Consider the following 22,614-nt stretch of genomic DNA (forward strand, 5'->3'; position numbering starts at 1 on the left):
TTTTTGTTGAAATTCACATTTATTCACGTATTTGTGAGAATACATAACAATATGCAAGAAAGCATTTTAGAGTCTAAAACTCAATCAAATGAACAATGTAGTCCTACAATGGTACGTCGTGTGGCTGCTATGTTAGACTTAGATACTCGTTCTTTTTCAGAAGGAGATATATTACCAAAAGGATGGCATTTTTTTATGCTAGCTGGTGAAACACGAAAATCCAAATTACGCAAAGATGGATTCCCTGGCTTGGGTGTTCCTATTCCTGACCTTGGGCTGCCAAGATTGCTTTTAGGAGGAAGAACTGCATCCTACAATGGTGACATTGTAATAGGTTCAGTAGTAGAAAAAACGAGTTTTATCAAAAGCATCGTAGAAAAAACAACTAATTCGGGACCGATGGCAATTGTAACCATCCAACACGAATTACGTCCTGTTACTGCATCAATTCCCGCCATTATTGAAACCCAAACCTACATTTTGCTAAGTGCGAGTACCGCTTCGAAGAATTCTGAAAAAACATCTTCCCAATCTATTGAATCGAAACATCAGCAACAAGTAATTCCTGATGAAACACTTATATTCCAATACTCTGCATTGGGATTTAACTCTCATAAAATTCACTTGGATAGGGATTATGCTCAAAATATTGAAGGACTTCCAGATTTGGTAGTAAACGGTGGTTTAACTACACTTTTATTAACTGAATTTTTAAGAACCTATTTGGGGCTGGAAATGACAGCTATAAAAGTAAAACATATAGCACCGCTGTATTGTAACAGACCGATGACCCTGACTGCCGAACAAAAAGAAACGGGCTGGGAGTTGAAAGTTTTTGACGATAATAATGAAATAGCGGTAGAGGCCGAAGCTAACGTAAAATAATTGAATATGAAGTTTGAACCATTAAAAGGCATCAAAATACTAGATTTAACATCCGTAGTTGTTGGTCCAGTGGCAACTTGGCGATTGGGGCAATACGGTGCAGAAATCATAAAGGTTGAAAGCCCATCGGGCGATTTGATGCGTGGTCTGGGAGGAATGTCACCTACGGGACAACATTCGGGAGCTTACCTACATCTTAATCGAGGGAAAAAGAATATTTGTCTCGACTTAAAAAAAGAAAGGGGGCAGCAAATCATTCAAAAATTAGTGGAATGGTGTGATGTGATTGTTGCCAATATGCGACCCGATGCTTTAGAGCGATTGGGTTTAGATGCAGCTACGATCAGGTCAAAATATCCAGAAAAAATATATTGTTTGATAACAGGCTATGGCACAGATGGACCTTATTCAGGGTTGCCAACTTACGACAGTGTTTTGCAAGGTGCTTCGGGTATTGCAGGATTAACGATGGCTCGTGACGGAAAACCGGCTTACGTTCCTATGTTAATCTGTGACCACGTTGTGGGCGAAATTACGGCAGGCACAGTTATGGCAGCACTGATGCAACGCCAAAATACTGGAATAGGTGCAAGTATAGAAATACCGATGTTTGAAACGATGGCATCTTTTGTTTTGCAAGAACATTTAGCGCAACAAAGCTTTGAACCGCCTCTTGGTCCTCCAGGCGACCTTCGACTTTTAAGTCCGCATAATCAGCCTGTTAAAACAAAGGATGGATATATTTCCTTTACCATCAATACTGATGCTCAGGTACAAGCCTTTTTAAAAATAACGGATAGAGCTGAACTACTCCACGATGAACGATTTATATCGGTGGCAAGCAGGGCAAAATACGTTTCAGAATGGTTTGAAATTCGTGGTGCGGCACTCGATAATAGGTCCACTGATGAATGGCTTAAAATATTTCGAGAAACGGATCTACCCGCTATGCCCTGCCATACACTTGAAACATTAACTAATGACCCACATTTAAAGGAGGTTGAGCTAATTGATTTTGAAAATCATCCAACCGAAGGAAAAACTGCTGTAATTCGTTCCACTATAAAAGTTGATGGCCATTATCCTTCGGCGCGTTCTACTGCTGTTCCTTGTGGATGGGACACTACCGAAATTCTTAGCGAATTGGGATATTCAGAAACTCAAATGGAAAAAATTTTAATAGAAAATGCAGCATACAATTTTAAACGTTCAAAACAATCATAAAAGCAGTTATGAATTTATTAAGCTATAACATAAACAATTTTTAATCAGATGAAATCGCCATGATTCCAAAACACAAACTGGAATGAAGAATGGCGATACCATATTCCTTTAAAAAAACAAATATTATCTACATATGAAACAATCCTATATCATTGATGCTATCCGAACACCCATTGGTAGTTTAGGCGGTAGTTTATCAAATGTTCGTGCCGATGATTTGGCAGCTTTGCCAATTAAAGAACTCATCAAAAGAAACCCAAATTTACCAACAGAATTAATTGACGATGTGATTTTAGGCTGTCATAACCAAGCGGGGGAAGACAATCGAAATGTAGCACGAATGGCTTTACTATTAGCCGGAATACCACACACCGTTCCCGGCGAAACAGTCAATCGTTTATGTTCTTCAGGAATGTCGGCGATTATTCATGCCAATAGAGCTATCAAAGCTGATGACGGTGCTATTTTTATTGCGGGCGGAATGGAACACATGACCCGCGGCCCGTGGGTAATTTCTAAAACATCAAAACCTTTTGGCAATGATGCGCAACTGTTTGATAGTAGTTTTGGATGGCGATTTATTAATCCTGAAATGCAAAAATTATACGGTACCGATGCAATGGGCATAACTGCTGAAAATTTAGCAGTTATGTATGGAATTAGCCGTGAGAATCAAGATTTGTTTGCCTTTCGCTCACAGCAAAAAGCTTTTTTGGCTCAACAAAACAGAATTTTAGCGGATGAAATCATGAAAATTGAAAGGACTGATAGAAAAGGTAATATCACTGTTTTTGATACAGATGAATTTATTAAAGGCAGTACAACAATTGAAATCCTTTCCAAATTAAACCCCATTTTCAAGAAAGAAGGAGGAACAGTAACAGCAGGAAATTCTTCCGGATTAAATGATGGAGCTGCTGCCATGTTGATTGCTTCGGAGGAAGCAGTAAAAAGACTTAATTTTATTCCAAAAGCAAGAATCGTATCCTCGGCGGTAGTAGGCGTAGAACCCAGAATTATGGGAATTGGCCCTGTTGGAGCAACACAAAAAGCGTTGCAAAAAGCAGGGTTGACACTCGACCAAATAGACGTATTTGAATTCAATGAAGCTTTTTCAGCTCAATGTTTAGCCGTTACACGAAACTTAGGGATTGCCGATGATGACACAAGAGTAAACCCAAATGGCGGAGCAATTGCACTTGGACATCCACTAGGAATGTCGGGTACTCGAATCATTCAAGCAGCTATGAATGAACTACACCGTACCAAGAAAAAATATGCCCTTGCAGCTATGTGTGTTGGTGTAGGAATGGGCTATGCCGTAATAATTGAAAATATTACTATTTAGAAAACATATGAAAAATATAGACTTAAACAAAGATAAAAAATACAATCACCTATTGTTAGAAAACAAAGTTTGTGTGATTGTTGGGGCTGCATCTTTACGCAGTATCGGATATGCTACGGCAGAACTTTTTGCTGCTCATGGGGCTAAATTAGTACTTCTTGATTTGGTAATGAATGCCGAAATAGCCAATGAGGTTGGTACCACTATCGCTTCACAAATAGGTCATAAACCTGACATTATTTATCTTCAATGTGATATACGAAATACATCAGATTGTGATAAAGTGATAGAAAAAGCTGTAGCACATTTCGGAACTATTGACTGCTTAGTGAATTGTGCGGGCATTGTAAAATCAGAAGGGATGCTGTCTATCACAGACGAAGGGTATGATTTGATAATGGATGTAAACTTAAAAGGGACTTTCAATATTTGCAAAAGTGCCCTGAAAATATTTACGGAAAAGCAAGCTGGAGTTATCGTCAATTTATCATCATTGTCGGCACAACGTGGGGGAGGTTTGGTAGGAGGTACTCACTATGCCGCTTCAAAAGGTGGTGTTATGAGCCTTACTAAAGCTATAGCCAGAGAATTTGCTCCCCTGAATATTCGAGCTAATGTAATTTGCCCAGCTATGATTGAAACCAGTATGTTAGACGGACTTTCAGAAGAACAATTGAATAATGTAATTTCAGGAATTCCATTAAAACGTGTTGGTAAAACGAAAGAGTTAGCAGGTACTTGTCTTTTTTTGGCTTCTGACCTTTCGGGATTCATTACTGGTGCTACTATTGATGTTAATGGTGGAATCCATATTCATTAAAAGTTAAAAGCAATTTCGGCATGGATATATTACTAAAATATTATGGTTTAGATTGGCTGGCAATGGCTTCAAGTTTGTTAGCGGTTTATCTAATAGGCAATAAAAATCGAATAGGTTTCATTTCTTATATACTTGCTAATGTACTTTGGATATATTTGGGAATTTTTAGAATGCAAAGTTTTGGTATCAGTATAGGCAATGTTTTTTTCTAATCATGAATGCTCGAGGCTACCTAAAATGGAAAGAAACTAAGATAAAAACAATTGAACTAAAAAGATGATTGAAGTAGACACACTAACACAAAATGAAATAAAAGAAGGGTTCAAGGCAAGGTTTGTTCATACAGAAAATTTAACCTTGGGTTACTGGGATGTTGAAGAAGGGGCGATTTTACCCATGCATGCACATTTCCATGAGCAAGTCACCCAAGTTTTGGAAGGGAAATTTGAATTGACCATTGGCGAGGACACAAAAATCTATGAAAAGGGACAACTTGCTGTGATACCTCCTAATATGGTACACGGAGGAAAAGCACTTACAAAATGTAAGATATTTGATATATTTTGTCCCGTTAGAGAAGATTACCAAATTTAATTTTTAAGAGTTTTATCAAATCAATTTTAAACTATCAAAAATGAAAAGCCAAGCTAATTTTAATATAAGATTTGTATTGTATATCGCCTTTTTATTAATTTCTAATCTACTCTCTGCCCAGAAAGTAGAGGCTAAAAACAAAATAGGTAACTCGACTCTCCATAAACAAACAAGTACTTTGAATACAGAACAACTTCTCGCACGTATTATAGCCACTGAAGACCGACTTGAAATCCTAAACCTTCTTGCAGGTTCTGCTTTTAGTTCTGATGTAGCATCGGAATCGTATTGGACGAAAATGTTTACAGAAGATGCCACCTTTGACCGAGGAGCTGCACAGCAAGATAAAGGTCGAGATGAAATCTTGAAAATCGTCAATGCACCTGAACAGAAGGAGGCTATCAAGGGCGGAATGACACATTTAGCAATGCTTCCTCATATCACGCTAAATGGCGATACTGCAGTAGCTACAGGTTATTTGCTGATAGTGATGCCAGACACAACAGCCTCTCATGTGCAACTTTCTGGTAAAGGAACTTCTCCTGGATTTTCTATTTATCAACTCACAGTGAACCAATGGAAACTCTTGCGAACTACAGATGGCTGGAAAGTTACTAATCGCACAGTAAGCCCCATATCAAGTGCCGATTCTCGTGCTATTCTTCAACAAGCAATTGAAGTAAAGAAATAATTGAATAATTTTAGAAGCAAAAAAATGTATCCGCTTTCTGTTAATTTTGTTTTTTTTTCTAAAAAAAATCTATAATACCTTTAACTTTTATATTGGTTTAATACAGCCTCTAACTTGGCTCTACTCCTATTTTTCGTTTACTCATTTGCGCCTTAATAAATGGTGCAAACCTATATACTCAACGTTGAATTGTAGGGTGAACAACTGAAACTCCCACATTTTTATTTCCTAAAGACCTCTTTAACTCAACGTAAACCTAAGTTTGAAAAATATTGTCTTAAGAATTATAGATTTTGGAGAACAATGACCTTTAGTATTCAAGAATTGAAGGATTAAAAAAGAATGAAAGGTAAAGGTTATTATTAGATGCGACAGACCCAATAATTATTAAAATCTCCTAATTCTATTTTCCATTAACTTCAGATACTTTTCTTTCATAATATCAGATAAAAAAGATATTTCTACAAGTTGTGTCCATCTGGATAGACTTTTATTCATATCAGATAAAATGGCATCAATTGTTTTGTTATTAAGCTCTAAACGTTCTCTTGCGTAATAATCTATCAATTCCGTTGACTTAAAATCACTCTTTTTCCCTTTGAGAGATAAGGCTAATTCCTCCTGTGGATTTTTAATGGAAATAGAAGAATTTAAGAAATCATAAACTGGAGTCAAAGTTGTTTTTCCAGCTTTAGTAATTACTGAAAAATTCTTTAAGTGCATATCTTCATTACCTGTTATGAAACAGAATAAAACTCGTTTAAAGAAATCGGCTTTAGCTATAGCAGGAAAAGTGCAGTAATCGTCAATTACTCTGACTAACTTTTCCATAGTATAATCGTACTTGGTATCTCTTGAATTGCCAGTTAATTGTGTAAAATCCTCAGTAGCATATTTTTTTCCCTTACTGTATCTGTCAAATCGTTTGATAAAATAAGAAAGACTACCATCTTTTGAATAAATCAACCCATGAAGAGGCACATCAAGCCCATAGACTTTTGCCATCTTCATAGTCACATCTTCATTTTCTGGTAGCTCAGGAAAGATGTCATTTTGAGGTTTTATAATATAATTACCAAACTGATCTACAATTTCAAATTGTAGATTTACAACTGAAATAACAGCACTTAATTTTGGCTGTACTCCTTGAATAGACAATTTCTTTGCACGATTAGCAGCTTCTTGTCTTTGTTCGGCTGCCGTAAATGGTAAATCATTTAATGCAGTAAGTTTAGGAGTAATCATTCGGAGTCCTTTTTCACTGTATTTTTCGGTACCGCATAATTCGTAAGTTATTGGGCATCTATTCATGTTTCCATTCTTTTACCGTTACTGCTCCTACCAAATCATTTCCTGTTGCAATAAGTTGTGAGAAATAATCGGTTTTGTCAATTTTAGCAATTTTCAAAAGCCCTTCAAGCATTATGCCTTCAGGTAACAATCCTTCAAAAAAAGATGGGAATTTGACAAATGAATAGTCTCTATTAGTTATAGGCATAGTCAATGAAACTGCTTCGCCATCATAACTTTCATCATAAGTAAATAGATAACCTCCACTCCTATTCTCAGTCAATACTCCTGCTCTTTTATCATGAACAAATATTATTGCTTTTCTCATAATTATTTATTGATTGGACTTTTAAACTGGATTTCAATGTTCAATACTTTTAGTACTGCTAAAAGATTATTCCAGCTAACTGTTTCTTTATTTTTTTCAATATCAAAAACTGTAGTTTTCCCTAATCCTGCTAGATTAGCCAATTCTAATTGTGTTAATCCTGCTTGCTTACGATGCTCTTTTATGAAGATGCCTAAATTAAAATCATTCATTTTTTACCGTTTTAACAGTAAAAATAAACAAATATGCTCTACAATACAAGTATTTAAATACGAAAACATTGTTTTTTACTGTTATAGCGGTAATTTCCAAACAATTTGTAGTCAATTGACCTAAATAAGAGACATAAAAAGTCGTTTTACTGTTATATCAGTAATTTAGAAAAATCTACTTTACATTGCTAGAACCTTTGAATGATATAAAATTGAATGTTCATGATAATCTATCCTAATTTCTATCTACATAAAGAGTTTGACTGTGAAAAAGAGTTCGACAGTCGAACTCTAACGTCTCCTTTATGTACACCTTTTTACCTATAAAAAACTTAGAATTATTAAAAAACGTTAAAAGTACTTAGGTAAAAATTTTAAACTTAAAAAGCAATTATTGAATTAAATTATTTAAATAATTAAAAATCAATATATTACACTATAATTTTAAGCTATCAAAAAAAGTTAATATAGGAATTAGGTGTTCGATTGTAATCCCGGCGACTCCACAAAGCCTGAAAATCGATGATTTTCAGGCTTTTTTTATGTCTAAACCTCAGTAAAATCAAGGCTTAACAAAGGGTTCGACCACTAAAATTCAATATTTCGAATAAAACATAAGTAATTGAATATCAATTTATTGTATATTAAAAATCAATTATAGTGACCGGGAGTGTCGAACACTTTTACCATATTTATTGAGTTAAAATCTTAGAAATACAACTTATATCACATAAAAACCTCTAATCTTCATGGCTTCCAAATTATACTTTAATGGTTCTGCTATCGATTTGGTCAAAAAAAAAAACCATTACGATAGTATAAATTATTATGAAATAACATCTTTATTAGTTCTCTTTTCTGTAATAGAGTCCCTTGATTGAATATGTTTTATATTAATAAATACATCTAATTTATGCTCAAGAGTATCAATTATTTTGCCCACTATGACTTTAGTTTTTCAATTGACCTTTTTAGTTTTATTATTTTATCATTGTATTCCAAATACCACTTTTCAAAGCTAGTCTCATTGATCTCACCAACAAACCATTTCTCTTCAAGAGCGGGGAGCTTTCTCTCAACATCTTTCAACTGACTTTGTTGAGGTATTATTTTTAATCTTTTAGATTTTACTTCTTTGTGTATTCTCATCTGACAACCCCTTATAATTTCATTACATTTTTTCTGGAAGACTGATTAAATCCAATATCGATAAAAAATGGTCATGAGTTTTTTTTAACGCTAAGATTATTGTCTTTAGAAAACTTACATTTATAGTAATAAAAGTATTTTGGATATGCTAAAAATTAGTGTCTAATAAAAAGAAAAAACTATCTTCCAAAATCATCCTGCAAACGAACAATATCTTCTTCATCAGAAGGGTCATTAGAATCTGTGTGTTGCCAAATTTCAGCTACAATTCCCCAAGAATCCAAACCTATCAAACGATGACGTTCGCCTTTATTCATTTGAATAAAAGTTCCTTGATTAAGCTGTTGAAGTTCTCCTTCCTCATCAGTGGCACTCGTTTTAACCCCAACTGAGCCTGAAAAAATTGTCCAAATCTCAGCTCTTCTAAAATGATATTGCCAAGACAATCGCTTATTGGGTGCAACAACCAAAATCTTCGGACTTAATTTATTGGTAATCTGAATTTCAGACATTTCAAGAAGTGGAAAAAATTTTGTAGCAAAAGCTTGTGCTTGCTTTTCATCAATTACAAAAAAACCTCCCCAAGGTCGAGTTTGATCCTTTTGTACTACAGTAAAATTTTCATCTTTCAAGAAAGAAGCAATCTGTTCAAAAACTATGTCCTTTTCTAAATCTTTAGATAAATTAAAATCCATTCTATTATATTTTTTTATTTAGTGTTTATATATCAATATTAAAAGTGATAAATTATTCATTTAAATAGACTAACCGTTCTGAACTATACTGAGTTCCGAAAATTTTAAAAAATGACAAATAAAGAATTCGACAGTCAAACTCTGACATCTACATTAATTTGTTATTCTAAACCAATCAATAGCTACACTCCCAGCATCATTTATTTTTCCTTTTCTAAGTGCTAAAAAACCTATTTTAGCTCCTATCCATTTTCCTTCTTTTGCTGTAAAACTTTGCCCAATACTATTGAAATTTATACCGTCTTGAGAATATGAAAAATCACATATCCCTCCTTTTTTTACTTTAACTTGCAGGTAAACTGTTTTATTTTCAATTTGAACTTGATTACTTTCCGATTCTATTCCTTTTTTGTCGCAGTTTTCAGCGGTTTTTTGAGAAAGAAAGAGTTTTCCTCCCTCTTGTTTTAGACATAAATAGCTATAATCAAGCCCCATAATTAACAATCCCGTATATTCTCCGTCAAAACGAGCATTAAAAGTAAGCTTAGCCGTCGCGGTAAATTCTTCAGAAGGCAATTTTTGCAACAATAAATTGGGTACATCATATAAATTTATTGCTTCCTCCGGTACAGGACGACAAAACATATTGAAATATCCCATACTTGTGGGAAACCCCCAATTCACTTCTGGATTTGCATGCCATTGCCATTGGAGTCCCAATTTAAGACTATTAAACTCATCTCCATCAGGAGGAGTTAGAATAGGAAATGTTTTTCCAACATTTGGTTTTTTATAAACCATCACTGGTTCCCCAACGCCATTTTTATCATCATCAATTCCTATAACAGGCCAATTGTCAACCCATTTCATGGGCTGCAAATGAACAACTCTACCATAAGCTTTTTTGTCTTGAAAATGAAAAAACCAATCTTCTCCAGCTTGCGTTTGAATCCAAGCTCCTTGATGTGGTCCATTAATCTCCGTTTTTCCTTGATCCATTACTTTTCTTTTTTCATAAGGACCATAAATATTTTTTGACCGTAAAACCGTTTGCCAACCTGTTGAAACACCTCCTGCAGGAGCAAAAACATAATAATAACCATTATGTTTGTATAATTTAGGCCCTTCTACTACTGGTTCTTCCTCATGTCCATCAAGAATCATCACTTCATCATTTTGAGCAATAGAACCCTCAGCATTCATTGTACAAATCACCAAAATACTTTTTATTCCTGCGCGGCTCCCGGCATAAGCATATCCAAGATATACCTGCCCATCATCATCCCACAAAGGCGTTGGGTCTATCAACCCCTTACCGCCTTTCACTAAAATGGGTTCGGACCAAGGCCCCTCTGGCTTCTTAGCTTTAACGAGATAAATTCCAAAATCAGGATCACAGTAATAAATATAAAATTCATTATTATGGAATCGGATACTCGGTGCCCATACTCCATTACCGTGTTGCGGTTTATTAAATACTTCTAAAGGAATTTGCTTTTTAATGGCGTGACCAATGAGTTTCCAATTGACAAGATCATTAGAATGAAGAATTGGCAATCCTGGTACACAATTAAAAGACGATGCAGTCATATAATACTCTTTTCCAACCCTAACCACATCTAAATCCGAGTAATCAGCGTGTATAATAGGATTTTTATACGTTCCATCACCATTATCGGCTACCCAAACTTTTGAGTAATTAACTGTTTCTTTTTTTTGCCCTACTACCGGCATACCTATGTTTAGCAACAAAACTGGGACTATAATTTTTGAAAATCTCATTTTATTCAAATTCTTTATAATAATACTTATTTAATTACCTACCGGCATTGTAATTTTAATCGTGACAATAAATTTATTAACCCTACACTAGTTGTAAAATTACCCCATCGAATGTTAAATAGTCCCCTCCATTATAAAAAGCTATTTCGTTAAAGAACTTGGAGAATGACCAAATTGTATTTTAAAACACTTACTAAAATATAATGGATCACTAAAACCAACCATCTCTGCAACTTCTGAAACATTATAATTTTTAGTTTTTAATAACTGAGCAGATTTTTTTAAACGCAATGTTTTAATGAACTCGTTAGGCGACAAATCTGTTAACTGTTTTATTTTTCTATACAGTTTAGAGGAACTCATAGCTAGTTCAATACATAAAAAGTTGGTTGTTAATTTAACGTCATCAATATTTAATTCTATTAGCTCCTTTACCTTTGAGATAAACTCAATATCAATTTGTGAATGGGTCAACGAGGATATATCACTCTCGACTTCTCCAGAAAATTTTTGTTTTAATTCAAAACGTGTTTTGATTATATTGTCTATCCTTGTTTTTAGTAGCGAGGGGTCAAAAGGTTTTACCAAATATCCATCGACACCTAAAGCGTATCCTTTTATTTTACTTTCATTTTCAGATAATGCAGTTAACATTATAACTGGAGTATGACTTATATTTTCATCATTTTTAATCTCTTCTACAAAATGAAACCCATCCATAACCGGCATCATAACATCGACCACACATAATACGGGTTTAATTTTCCGACATATGTTGAGTCCCTCTTCCCCATTGCTTGCCCCGTGCACAATATAAAAATCTGACAAATAATCAATTAAAAATAATCGCAACTCAACATTGTCCTCAATTACTAAAATACTTTGTTTAATATCAGTATTATTATTTACTTTTTTCGTCTTATCAAACGCTAACTCTGGCATATTTAAACCATTAGGAACAAAATCAAAGATTTCATTCTTCTTAAAGCTGTCCTTAGAAATTGGCAATTCTAATGTAAAAACACTCCCTTTATTTGGAGCACTCTGAAGACTAATTTTTCCTTTATGAATACTCACTAATGATTTAACAAGAGACAAACCGATTCCAGAACCTGTATTATTTTTTTTACTGCTTTTCACCTGATAAAATCTGGAAAACACTTTCTCCTGACTTTCAATCGGAATTCCAACGCCGTCGTCACTTACTTCAATAATTAATTTTTTATGAATCCCTTCTTCGACACCTATAAACAAATCGACATTCCCATAGCTATTGGTGAATTTAAGCGCATTTGAAAGAAGATTATATAAAATTTTATCATATTTATCTATATCTATCCAACCTTCAATAACTTCATTTTCACAGTTTAAGTTAAAATTTATAGTCTTTTCTTCTGCAAACTGGACGAAAGAATTGAAAATATTTTGTGTGTTCGCCAAAATTTCTGTTTTTGAAACCTTCAGTTTTAGCTCACCGGACTGCGCTTTTCTAAAATCAAGAATCTGATTTACCAATAGTAGCAATCGATTTGCATTTTGATAGATTAAATTCACTTTAGCTTTCTCATAATCAGTCCCATTCCCTTGTTCCATTAATTGTTTAACCGGACCTAGAATTAGTGTCAATGGTGTCCTTAATTCATGTGAGATATTAGTAAAAAAAAGTAATTTTTCATTCGATAGTTTTTCTTCATGATCCCTTTTAACTTTTTCTAATAAGAGTTCGTGTTTCAGTTTTGAGCGCACTTTAATCTGTTTTCTCACAAAAAAGATCAGTACCGATACTAGAATTAATAGCAATAAAAATGCCTTATAAGTCATCCAAAAAGGAGGCAGGATATTTATATTATAAGAAACCGGAGGACTCCAATACCCATTATTATTTGATGATCTTATTTTTAAAATATACTTTTTGGGATATAAATTGGTGTATTGAATGGTTCTGGAATTACTATTAACATTAATCCAATCATTATCTAGACCTACTAGCTTATATTGAAATTTATTCAATCGTTCTTTCGCATAAGAAGGTGCTGAAAACGTAATTGAAAAGTTTCTGTTGTTGTAATTTAAATCTACTGATTTAGCATAATTCAAATCTTCTTTTACTATTAATTGCCCCTCAATTTCAACACCAGGCAATACTTCTTTGTTTTGAACTTTGAACTCCGTAATAATTGGTGATGGAGACCATTTGTTCTCTATTATTTTAGAAGGAGAAAAGTAAATTATCTCTTTATCTCCCCCTAAATATATTGTAGAATTTTCATAGAAAAAGAAACCTCTATTATTGACTATATTAGACCTTACACCGTTATTTACATAAAAGATTCTTACTTCTTTGGTTTTTTTATTATATCTCCCAATTTTATTATAATTCATGTTCAACCACATGACACCTGAACTATCAATAGCAATATCGGTAACCCAAATGTTTTTCAATTCAACCGGCGATCCTTCTACAACAAATTTATCCTTTCGAGCATCATAATAATTTAATCCTTGACGTGTACCCACCCAAAGTACACCTTTAGCATCTATAATTAAATCTTTTATCATGTTGTTAGACAAACCGTCCCGAACATTCGAACTATAATTCCGTATTTTATTAGTTGTGCTATTATATTTAAAAATACCTTCTTCAGTCGCTAGCCATATCGTATGATCTGGTGTAGCAATTATTTTATTGACAGCCTGATTTTTCAATACATCTTCCCTTATAAACCGATGCTTTTTAGTAGTACTATTAAACTCTACCATTCCTTCTCCAAAAGAGCCTATCAATACTGTATCATCCGTATTTTTAAAAAAAGATAAAACAGGTCCTTTTTTAAAACCAACATCTAAAAGCTCATCAGTATTATTTAAATAATTGTATTTCAACATTTTTCCATCCCACAATCCTATGTAAAATATTTTTCCATCTGTCGAATAAATAGTCGAAATTTTTGAATATTTTTTTAATATTTGGACATATTTATTGTTCTCCCTCAAAAACAGACCGTTCGAATTTGTCCCAACAATTAATTTTTTATCATATGTTTTTCCAAAACAACTAACAATGGGAAGCTTATTATTTGTCGCAAAATTTCCTGTTAATATTTTAAATTGATTTACAAAAGGATCATATTTATCTAACCCATTTTCAGTTCCTATCCACAATATTTCTGATTTATCGAAAAACAGTGATATTATGTAATTATTTACTAATGAATTACTATTTTTCAAATCCGGAATATGTCTTTTATAAGTATCTTTTGAGATATCTTCAAGACTTTTGCATTCTATGATTCCATTAAGTGTACCAATCCAATAATCCCCTTTTGGACCTATAGTGATGCACCTAAAATAATCTAGCTCATTATTTTTTTGAGCAACTAATTCTAATTTATTTTTAACTTTATTTAACTTGAATAATCCATTTTTCGTTCCTACAAAAAAATCATTTTTTTTATCTTCAATAAGAAAATTACACTCTGGATTCTTTTCAAATTGTAAATTAGAATAACTTAAATCATAGTTCTTAATATTAGAAACTACCCCTTGATTATCGATATTAAAACTAAAAATTCCATTTGAAAAAGTGGAGAACCAAATTTTACCATCTTTAGTTTGATAAATTGCTCGTATGTTTTCTACATTCTTAATTTTTATTTTGTAAAACAGTTCATTTTTATAATTAAAATAACACAATCCATTATCCTTTGTCCCTATCCAGAGTCTTGCTGAATGGTCTATGTAAACTGATCTTATTCTATTGTCAATTAAAGAATTCTTCTGTTTCGAATTATAGTGGTACGTTTTAAAAGTTGAAGTGATTATATTATGTCTAGTCAATCCATTATTGGTTCCAATCCATAAATTATTTGCTTTATCCAATCCCATAGCCACTATGTCATCATCTTGAAGATAACTGGTATTATTTACCTGACTATTATATACTTTAAAATCATACCCATCAAAACGATTCAAACCTCCAAAAGTTCCTAACCACAAAAATCCTTTGGTATCTTGCACAATGGATCGGACAGAATTATGCGAAAGCCCATTTATCTCATTATAATGTTCAAAAAGTAAATCCTGCGCATTCATGAAAGATTGCGTTAACAGAATAATAAGTATGATTGATTTTTTCATCGGTAAAAAAATAATTTATTAATAGCGCTAAAAAAGGGTATTAATATCCCTAAAAATCAAAAATAAATCTTTATTTCTAACTATTGTTACTTTTAGTTTTTTATAAATTTAATTCCTGTTTGCTTGATTTTTTATAGCATTGTCAAGAGTAATTGATTTTGTATTATTGAGAAAAACTTGTTCTTTTTTATCCAAAGGGAGCGTTATTTTTTCCATACTTAAATTTTCAACATCATCAAATACAAATGCTGGTCGATAATCAGTATCGTCCAAGGTTAATTTCACGTTTTTAAAAGAAATTCCTTTTACATGACGCACATAGAATCCCCAAGCAGGAAGTTCACCAAACATTGAAAATTCAGGATAGTCTTTAATCTTTTCTGGAACTTGTTCTACTCGACTTAAAGGAATATATCCCATCCCTTTAGAAGCTCTTCCCGGATAAGAAATTTCAATATTTTCTAGCACCACGTCTTGAATAAAATTCCCTGGAATACCTGCAATAGAAACTGGAAACGGGTTATGAAAAAAATTCACTTCAGGACCTCGTAAATCATAATTTATATCTGGTCGACCAAATGGAACTTGAACTTTTACATTTTTTATATAAATATTTCTTACAATACCCGGTTTCTTTCCTTTACGATATCCCAAACGTATAAAAAAAGCATTACCCGTATTAACTGCTTCAATATTATTGACAGTAACATTCTCAATGACGCCACCATCAACGGACTCAATAGCAATAGCTGAGCGAAAAGTATCAAATACCTTGATATTTTCTATAATTACATTTTTAAATCCCCCGTAAGAAGCTGTGCCAAATTTCACTGCATTTGCACTAGATCGTATCTTACAATTTGCAATATAGATTTGATCGTTAAAAAATTTAGGATTGTCCGATTTTAAACAAATGCCATCATCTGCGGCGTTAACATCGCAATTTGTAATGCGCACATTACTACAATCTACAATATCAAAACCATCATTGTTCCAAAATGCAGTACTGTTAACTTTAACCTTATCAATAATTAGATTAGTACATTGTTCATAGGTTTGAACCCAACTTGAGGCATCTTTTATGGTGACATCGGAAATGGTAACATCACTGCATGATTTGAAATTGATCAATTCAGGTCGGTTTCGCTCACTTGGTCGCATTCTTACATAATTGTAATTAGAGTCTATCATTATTTTATTATGATGCAAACTATCAACTGCCAGTGCCAATACTCTTCCTTGTCCGTCAATAATACCATTTCCTGTTATTGAAATCCGGGATGCTTTATTAGCTAAAACCAGAGCTTTATTACTCTTGAGTCTTTTGTATTGAAAAGGATCCTTACTTCCTAACAAAACTGCACCATCTTCAAAATGCATTTCTACATTACTCTTTAATTCTATACTTCCTGACAAAAATATTCCTTTAGGAAAAATAACTCTTCCTCCATTTTTTTCAAAAACGGCATTAATCGCTTTTTGAATTGCAACGGTGTTAATCGTTTTTCCATCTGCAATAGCTCCAAAATCGACGATTGAAACGGCTTTTAAATCTGGTTTTTTTGTTTGACTATTCATGGTGCTGTTTCCAATTATAATTAGAAAAAGACTAAAGAATATATTTTTAATAGTACTCATGCTGCTGTATTTTTTATTGTTTAGATAATGAAAAGGGACTGTTTGTGGATGATGCGCCCCAAGATTTATTAGGTTGTTTATCCATTTTAAAATCTAATATGCCTCCATCCATCATATCAAAATGACTGAGGTAGGTTTTGTCATATCCTGTTCCGTTTATTTTTAGATTTTGTATAAAATTATTTCCTGAAGAAGCTCCTTTTGCATTGATAATTAACGTTTTTCCTTTTCCAATATGTAGCGTTATTTTATCAAAATGAGGTGCCGAAATAACATATTCAGGAACTGAAGGGCAAACCGGATAAAAACCCATTGCCGCAAAAACGTACCAAGCTGACATTTGACCTGCATCATCATTTCCGCTTAATCCTCCTACTGCCACACTATATTCTGTTTTCATTATTTCGGAAACTTTTTGCTGTGTTTTCCAAGGTTGTCCTGAAAAATTATATAAAAATGGAATTTGGTGACCGGGTTCATTTCCATGCCAATATTGCCCCGAAGCAAAAAAATGATCTAAATTATCGTTAAATCCATCTTTCCCTCCCATCAACTTCATGAGTCCCGCAATATCTTGTGGAGCATACCAAGTATATTGATAAGGAGTTCCTTCGGTAATGAAAGATTGCTTACTAAACTTATCATATTCTTTTATAAAACTACCGTCTGCATATTTTGCTCTCACCGCTAAATCCGATGTACTAAATACGTTTTGGTAATTTAAAGCTCTTTTTTTCAAAATTTCAGCATTCTTTAAATCCCCTCTTTTAGTTGCGATCTGACTCAGGGCAAAATCGTCAAATGCATATTCCATAGTTCTTGAAACTTGTTCTTTTTTATGAAAAGAATCTTCTACGCCATCTTCCAGAGGAACGTAGCCATATTTCAAATAAGATTCCAATGCTCTGCGTCCTTTGCCTTGTTTGTATTCCTCAATTGTTTTAGGTGATTCGAATGCATTTTTTAATAAATAGCCGTATTGCTTCTCATTAATTTCAATTAGATTCTTCGAATAAGCATCCGCAATAGCTGCAACAGCGTGATCACCAATCATTGCTGATGTATAGCTATTCCAACATGGAAATATAGGAAGCCAACCACCCTGCTCTGCTTTTAAAAACAAGCTGTTCATCATATCGGCACTTGCCTTTGGTTCGAGAAGACTGACTAAAGGAAGTCCTGCTCTATAGATATCCCACATCGAAAAATCATCATAATAATCCTTATCTCCCGAATTCAGTATCTTTTTTCCACCTGCAAAACTTACGTAAGAACCATCAGCATCATTGAAAGTTCTGGGTTGCAAAAAGCTATGGTACATGGCGGTGTAGAATTTTATTTTATCATCCTCATTGCTTCCTTCCACTTTAACTTTAGAAAGTAATTTTCCCCAAGTATTTTTTAAATCATCTTGAACTTCTTCGAAATCCAAACCTTTCGTTTCGGCTTCTAAATTTTTTCTTGCCTGCTCAATACTGGTAAACGAGGTTCCAACCGTTGCGTATAGAATTTCATTTTTCGATGCCTCAAAAGAAATAAAACCTCCTAAATTTTTTAAATCAGAAATTTGAGTAGTTCCTTTCAAAATCTTATTGTCTTGATACACTCCGAAATCTTTAAACTTACGACTGAACTGCACTACAAAATATCCCTTGAAACCAGCTTCTTCACCAATACCCTGATAGATTCTGTGTACTGGATTGTATCCTACAATTTCATTGTTTTCTGGAATTATTTTAACAAAACCCTGCCCTTCATCACTGTTTGGATTCACGACAATATGTGCTTCTCCTGCTTTTTCAAATGTGAATTTGAACAGACCAGAGCGCTTTGTTGCTGTCATTTCAGCATTTATACTATAATCATCTAAATGCACTTGATAAGAATAAGGGGTCGCTTTTTCTTTGTCGTGTGAAAATTTAGAACCACGAACCGTTGGTAAGCATTTCAAAGATCCCGAAATAGGCATTATGGTCATACTTCCATAATCTTGTACACAAGAACCACTCAACCAATGACTCCCTCTAAATCCCTGAATCACAGTATCAACATAGTAATAAGGCGCAAGGCATTTTATTTCAGTGTCTTTTGTTTGCGGTGTCCAATTAGTCATTCCAAAAGGTACCGTTACATAAGGAACTACCTGAGCATTATTTTCGGTTCCGTCTCCGTGTTTCAATGAACTTATAGTTGTAGAAGGAGCTGTACCAATTAAGGGATTTACATAATTCACTTCCTTGACTAAAACGGTACATCCTGTAAAAAGCAAAGACAAAAAACTCCATTTTATTAATTTCATTTATCAGAGCATTAGATTGAAAACAGTCCTTTTCAAAGGATTCTGCCTTTAAATTTTAATTATTATATACTTTAAACTCCCACAAGCCAGGCACACCACTTAAAAAAGTGAGCTTTAAAAATCTTGCTTTTATCGAAAACAAATCCATGTGAGGCGATTGAACCTTTATAGCTGCATGACCACCGCATACTTTCCAACGTATTCCATCTTGTGAATATTCCAACTTATACGCATGACCAGCCGTTGGCTTACTGAAATAAGCTGCTGCTTTTTTAATCTTTATCACACTTCCTAAATCCACCTGATACCATGCCGAAACATCGGTAGAATCTGCCATCCATCTCGTTCCATTCGATCCATCAATTGCATTGACAGGACTATAATTTTCTGTTCTTTTTAAAGTGGAATCTTTAATTGGTTGTACAATCAAATCAGGTAAATTACTTGAAGTACTTACTTGCTTTGGAACAACAAGGTTGGACAGTTTTTTAGATTTTGTCAGCGCTCCAACTCCTTCATGCGATAAAACGACTGGTTTGATAGTCCCGTCATTATTAAAGGTTAGTTTATCAACCCAAACCTGCCTATTGGTGCTTCCATTGCCAAACTCCAAATAAGCAAAATAATAGTTATCCGTTTCCGGTTCTGAAAAAACAGTGCCGTGTCCTGGCCCATAAATTTTTTTCAGAGTATCGGTAGTTGCGATAATATCATTTTCAGGAAAAAAATAGGGCCCTAATGGTGAATTCTTGCAGTAACCATAGGCATATTTATAATTCTCATCACCTTCCAAAGTATAGAGATAATAATAAATCCCTTTACGTTTAAAAACAATAGGGCCCTCAGAATAACCAAGTCTTTTTGTTGGAATAACTGTTGTTATTGTATCCAGTGTAATTCTATCCTCTTTTAAGCGGGCTGCTCCTCGTTGTGCCCAAAATAAATACGACTGGCCATCATCATCAACAAACACCTCTGCGTCAATCCCTTTAGTTCCTTTTGGCCCTTTTATTGGTACCAACGGCTTTGGTTTTAAATTACCGCTTGATACAACAGAATTATTTACTAAGCGAAAAGGTCCTTGTGGAGTATCAGCTACAGCGGCAAATATTTCCCGGTTCAATGTTGGATAGAAATAAAATTGGTCTTTAAATTTGATGACTTTGCTTGGAGCTACATAAACCATATTCGTAACAGACGGAAAAAAATCAGGAATTAAAGTCCAATTTAAAAAATCATTTGACTTCCAAATTACGGGTGGACCAGCAGTAGAAAGCCCTTTATCATACCCATCAGTTGTAGCATAACAATAATAAACCCCATCGATTTTTACTATACTGGGATCAGCAATCATATCAGGAATAATAGGATTACTTTTTGGTCTTTTATACCTGTCCTGTGAATATCCAACAAAACATGAAAATAGTAATAATAACAAGATCAATTGCCTTATCTCACAATATTTAATATCGCTATTTGAATGTAATTTAATTTTTATCATTACTCAATTACTGATATTTGTTGCTTACTAATTCGGATTTTGTTTTCCTTCTAACAGTGCTTCAGAAGAAAAGAGAAATTACAATTTGATAACAAAAAGTAAATACTATTTTTTATTGAATGCTATGTTTGACTTTTATAGTATAAATAATTCCATATCAAGCAGGAATATTAATATTTTAAATATAAAAAAGGATTCTAATATGTTTTTCAATTTAATACAATAGACGAATTAAATAAATTCCTTTAGATTTTTTCTAAAGTGTAAAAACTTAACTCGCCCATTATATTCAACTAACTAACTAAATTTTAATATAATTGTTCTTTTAATAACCCGGATTCTGTTTTAATGAACCATCAGAAAGTTCTAATTCTTTTGAAGGAATTGGACGAAGTAAATGCACACTAGCATCAAATCCACCATGATTTGCAACATGAGGATTATACAGTTTAATTCTCGCTTCTAATCTTCCCGTTCTTTTTAAAATATTCCATCTGTTATCTTCTCCAGCTAACTCACATGCTCTTTCGTCAAGAATATTGTCAATCGTGATTGTTGTATAATAATTAACAACTCCTGTAGCACGCTCACGAACTCTGTTTATATGAAACAAAGCTTTTGTCATATCACCAGCTTTTAGATAAGCTTCGGCTGCAATTAAATGAGTTTCCGCTACACGGTATACAAACGTATCTCGATAACCTAAACCATCAGTATTTGCAAGGCTTATTTCATTAAATTTATTAAAAATGGGGAAATTACATTTATTAGTATTTGTACTATTTAAATACACTGCTCCTGCCACATCATTGTTTGTTAAATCGTTGAAATAGTAATTACCTGGTTGATATACCCAATAATTATTTGATTGAGTCGCAAGTTCAGTTGGAGTAAGCGGTACTTTAGGATAAGAAATTACTATATCGCCTACTTTTATAACATCTGTTTTATAAGTAGCGGCTACCGTAGCTTTTAAAGCTCTAAGCATAGTTGTCGCTTCACGAGTATCATTGGCAGCAAATAAATTATAAAAATAATTAGTAGGCATTACTTGAACTATATCAGTTCCAGATCCAGAAAAATATGGGTTTTGTGCTCTGGCAATACCAGGATAATTAAATGTTGCATTTACACAGAAACCGTTTTTGTTATTAGTTCTATTTGCAGCTCCTCCTGATAATCCATATTGAACAGCAAACAGTACTTCGTCATTTTCCTGATTGGCAAAATCAAAAACTTTTGCATAGGTTTGAGTTCGTATATCAAAAGATCCGATTGCTTGTTCCGTTAAAGCGGCTGCTGTTGCAAAATCAGTAGATTTAGCAAAGGTTTTATATCCTCTTGTCACATATGCATCTGCTAATAAGTGTTGGGCGGCTCTTTTTGAAAATCTTCCAACTTGTGCTGGTTTAACTTCTAAAACAGGAATTGCAGCTTCAAGATCAGTAATAATTTGTGTAAAAACAGCCTCTTCAGAAGAACGTGTATAATTAAAGTTAATTCCATTAACTTCATTTAAATAAAGTACTACTCCTCCAAATTGCTGAACCAAATTATAATAGGCCAAAGCTCTCAGCGCTTTTGCTTGTGCTATTCCGCCGGCCTTAACTGCTGAAGCGGGATCTGTCCAAACAATCTGGTTTTCGTAACGATCAACTACTGTATTTGCCTTACTTACTAGGCTGTAATTATTTGTCCATTCACTCGCAACTAACCCGTCGCTGGAATTAAAATTAGCATAATCATTAATAGGTGTACTAATAAATAATGCTGTTTGGGTGGTAAACATATCTGTACCATAGGCACCCGTACCATAATCTTTGTAAACATTTCTAAGGGCACCATACATCCCAACCACTAAATCATCAGCCGTTTTTTGAGTATAATATGTTGAAGATGTTAAATTTGAAAAATTCTCCTCTTCCAGATAACTTGTACAAGATACAAGGCTTGCTAAAAACACAAAAAGCGTTGTTTTTATTGTTATTTTCTTATGTAATTTCATCATTATAAATTTTATG

Annotated in this window: 18 protein-coding genes; 7 read left to right on the top strand and 11 right to left on the bottom strand. The window is 33.6% G+C overall.

Annotated elements, in window-relative coordinates:
* The first annotated feature begins 51 nt into the window (after positions 1–51).
* The 7 genes from ACM55K_RS15855 (at position 52) to ACM55K_RS15885 (ending at position 5,562) form a co-directional block, all read left to right on the top strand.
* The gene (locus ACM55K_RS15855; protein ID WP_416851246.1) at positions 52–885 is read left to right on the top strand and encodes an HTD2 family dehydratase; all 834 of its coding nucleotides are present in this window, start codon (positions 52–54) and stop codon (positions 883–885) included.
* Between the two features lie 6 nt (positions 886–891).
* Positions 892–2,109 carry a CaiB/BaiF CoA transferase family protein gene (locus ACM55K_RS15860; protein WP_416851247.1) on the top strand — a complete coding sequence of 406 codons (1,218 nt, stop codon included), beginning with the start codon at positions 892–894 and terminating at the stop codon, positions 2,107–2,109.
* A gap of 133 nt (positions 2,110–2,242) precedes the next feature.
* Positions 2,243–3,457 carry an acetyl-CoA C-acyltransferase gene (locus ACM55K_RS15865; protein WP_416851248.1) on the top strand — a complete coding sequence of 405 codons (1,215 nt, stop codon included), beginning with the start codon at positions 2,243–2,245 and terminating at the stop codon, positions 3,455–3,457.
* A 7-nt stretch (positions 3,458–3,464) separates the two neighbouring features.
* Positions 3,465–4,277, top strand: coding sequence for an SDR family NAD(P)-dependent oxidoreductase (locus ACM55K_RS15870; RefSeq protein WP_416851249.1), 813 nt, complete (start codon positions 3,465–3,467; stop codon positions 4,275–4,277).
* Between the two features lie 20 nt (positions 4,278–4,297).
* Positions 4,298–4,489, top strand: coding sequence for a hypothetical protein (locus ACM55K_RS15875; RefSeq protein WP_416851250.1), 192 nt, complete (start codon positions 4,298–4,300; stop codon positions 4,487–4,489).
* Positions 4,490–4,553: 64 nt separating this feature from the next.
* A complete protein-coding gene (locus tag ACM55K_RS15880; protein WP_416851251.1) occupies positions 4,554–4,871 on the top strand; it encodes a cupin domain-containing protein in 318 nt (105 codons plus the stop codon).
* A gap of 40 nt (positions 4,872–4,911) precedes the next feature.
* The gene (locus ACM55K_RS15885) at positions 4,912–5,562 is read left to right on the top strand and encodes a nuclear transport factor 2 family protein (RefSeq protein WP_416851252.1); all 651 of its coding nucleotides are present in this window, start codon (positions 4,912–4,914) and stop codon (positions 5,560–5,562) included.
* Positions 5,563–5,949: 387 nt separating this feature from the next.
* Here ACM55K_RS15885 and ACM55K_RS15890 read toward each other — a convergent pair whose 3' ends face one another.
* The 11 genes from ACM55K_RS15890 to ACM55K_RS15940 form a co-directional block, all read right to left on the bottom strand.
* Entirely contained in the window at positions 5,950–6,807 is an 858-nt protein-coding gene (locus tag ACM55K_RS15890) for a HipA domain-containing protein (protein ID WP_416851253.1), read from the bottom strand.
* A gap of 58 nt (positions 6,808–6,865) precedes the next feature.
* Entirely contained in the window at positions 6,866–7,180 is a 315-nt protein-coding gene (locus tag ACM55K_RS15895; protein ID WP_416851254.1) for a HipA N-terminal domain-containing protein, read from the bottom strand.
* Positions 7,181–7,182: 2 nt separating this feature from the next.
* Positions 7,183–7,392, bottom strand: coding sequence for a helix-turn-helix domain-containing protein (locus tag ACM55K_RS15900; RefSeq protein ID WP_416851255.1), 210 nt, complete (start codon positions 7,390–7,392; stop codon positions 7,183–7,185).
* Positions 7,393–8,334: 942 nt separating this feature from the next.
* A complete protein-coding gene (locus ACM55K_RS15905; protein ID WP_416851256.1) occupies positions 8,335–8,541 on the bottom strand; it encodes a hypothetical protein in 207 nt (68 codons plus the stop codon).
* Positions 8,542–8,720: 179 nt separating this feature from the next.
* Entirely contained in the window at positions 8,721–9,236 is a 516-nt protein-coding gene (locus tag ACM55K_RS15910; protein ID WP_416851257.1) for a cupin domain-containing protein, read from the bottom strand.
* 153 nt (positions 9,237–9,389) lie between these two features.
* Complete coding sequence (locus ACM55K_RS15915; RefSeq protein ID WP_416851258.1) at positions 9,390–11,018, bottom strand: glycoside hydrolase family 43 protein; 1,629 nt, start codon at positions 11,016–11,018, stop codon at positions 9,390–9,392.
* 141 nt (positions 11,019–11,159) lie between these two features.
* Positions 11,160–15,155 carry a two-component regulator propeller domain-containing protein gene (locus ACM55K_RS15920; RefSeq protein WP_416851259.1) on the bottom strand — a complete coding sequence of 1,332 codons (3,996 nt, stop codon included), beginning with the start codon at positions 15,153–15,155 and terminating at the stop codon, positions 11,160–11,162.
* Between the two features lie 108 nt (positions 15,156–15,263).
* Positions 15,264–16,793 carry a glycoside hydrolase family 28 protein gene (locus ACM55K_RS15925; RefSeq protein ID WP_416851260.1) on the bottom strand — a complete coding sequence of 510 codons (1,530 nt, stop codon included), beginning with the start codon at positions 16,791–16,793 and terminating at the stop codon, positions 15,264–15,266.
* A 13-nt stretch (positions 16,794–16,806) separates the two neighbouring features.
* Positions 16,807–19,092: a GH92 family glycosyl hydrolase gene (locus ACM55K_RS15930; protein ID WP_416851261.1), complete on the bottom strand. Its 2,286-nt coding sequence runs from the start codon at positions 19,090–19,092 to the stop codon at positions 16,807–16,809.
* A 55-nt stretch (positions 19,093–19,147) separates the two neighbouring features.
* Positions 19,148–20,593, bottom strand: coding sequence for a family 43 glycosylhydrolase (locus ACM55K_RS15935; protein WP_416851262.1), 1,446 nt, complete (start codon positions 20,591–20,593; stop codon positions 19,148–19,150).
* A gap of 325 nt (positions 20,594–20,918) precedes the next feature.
* A complete protein-coding gene (locus ACM55K_RS15940) occupies positions 20,919–22,601 on the bottom strand; it encodes a RagB/SusD family nutrient uptake outer membrane protein (protein ID WP_416851263.1) in 1,683 nt (560 codons plus the stop codon).
* Positions 22,602–22,614 lie beyond the last annotated feature (13 nt).

It is taken from the genome of Flavobacterium arabinosi, from assembly GCF_048158725.1.
Taxonomy (GTDB): Bacteria; Bacteroidota; Bacteroidia; order Flavobacteriales; family Flavobacteriaceae; genus Flavobacterium; species Flavobacterium arabinosi.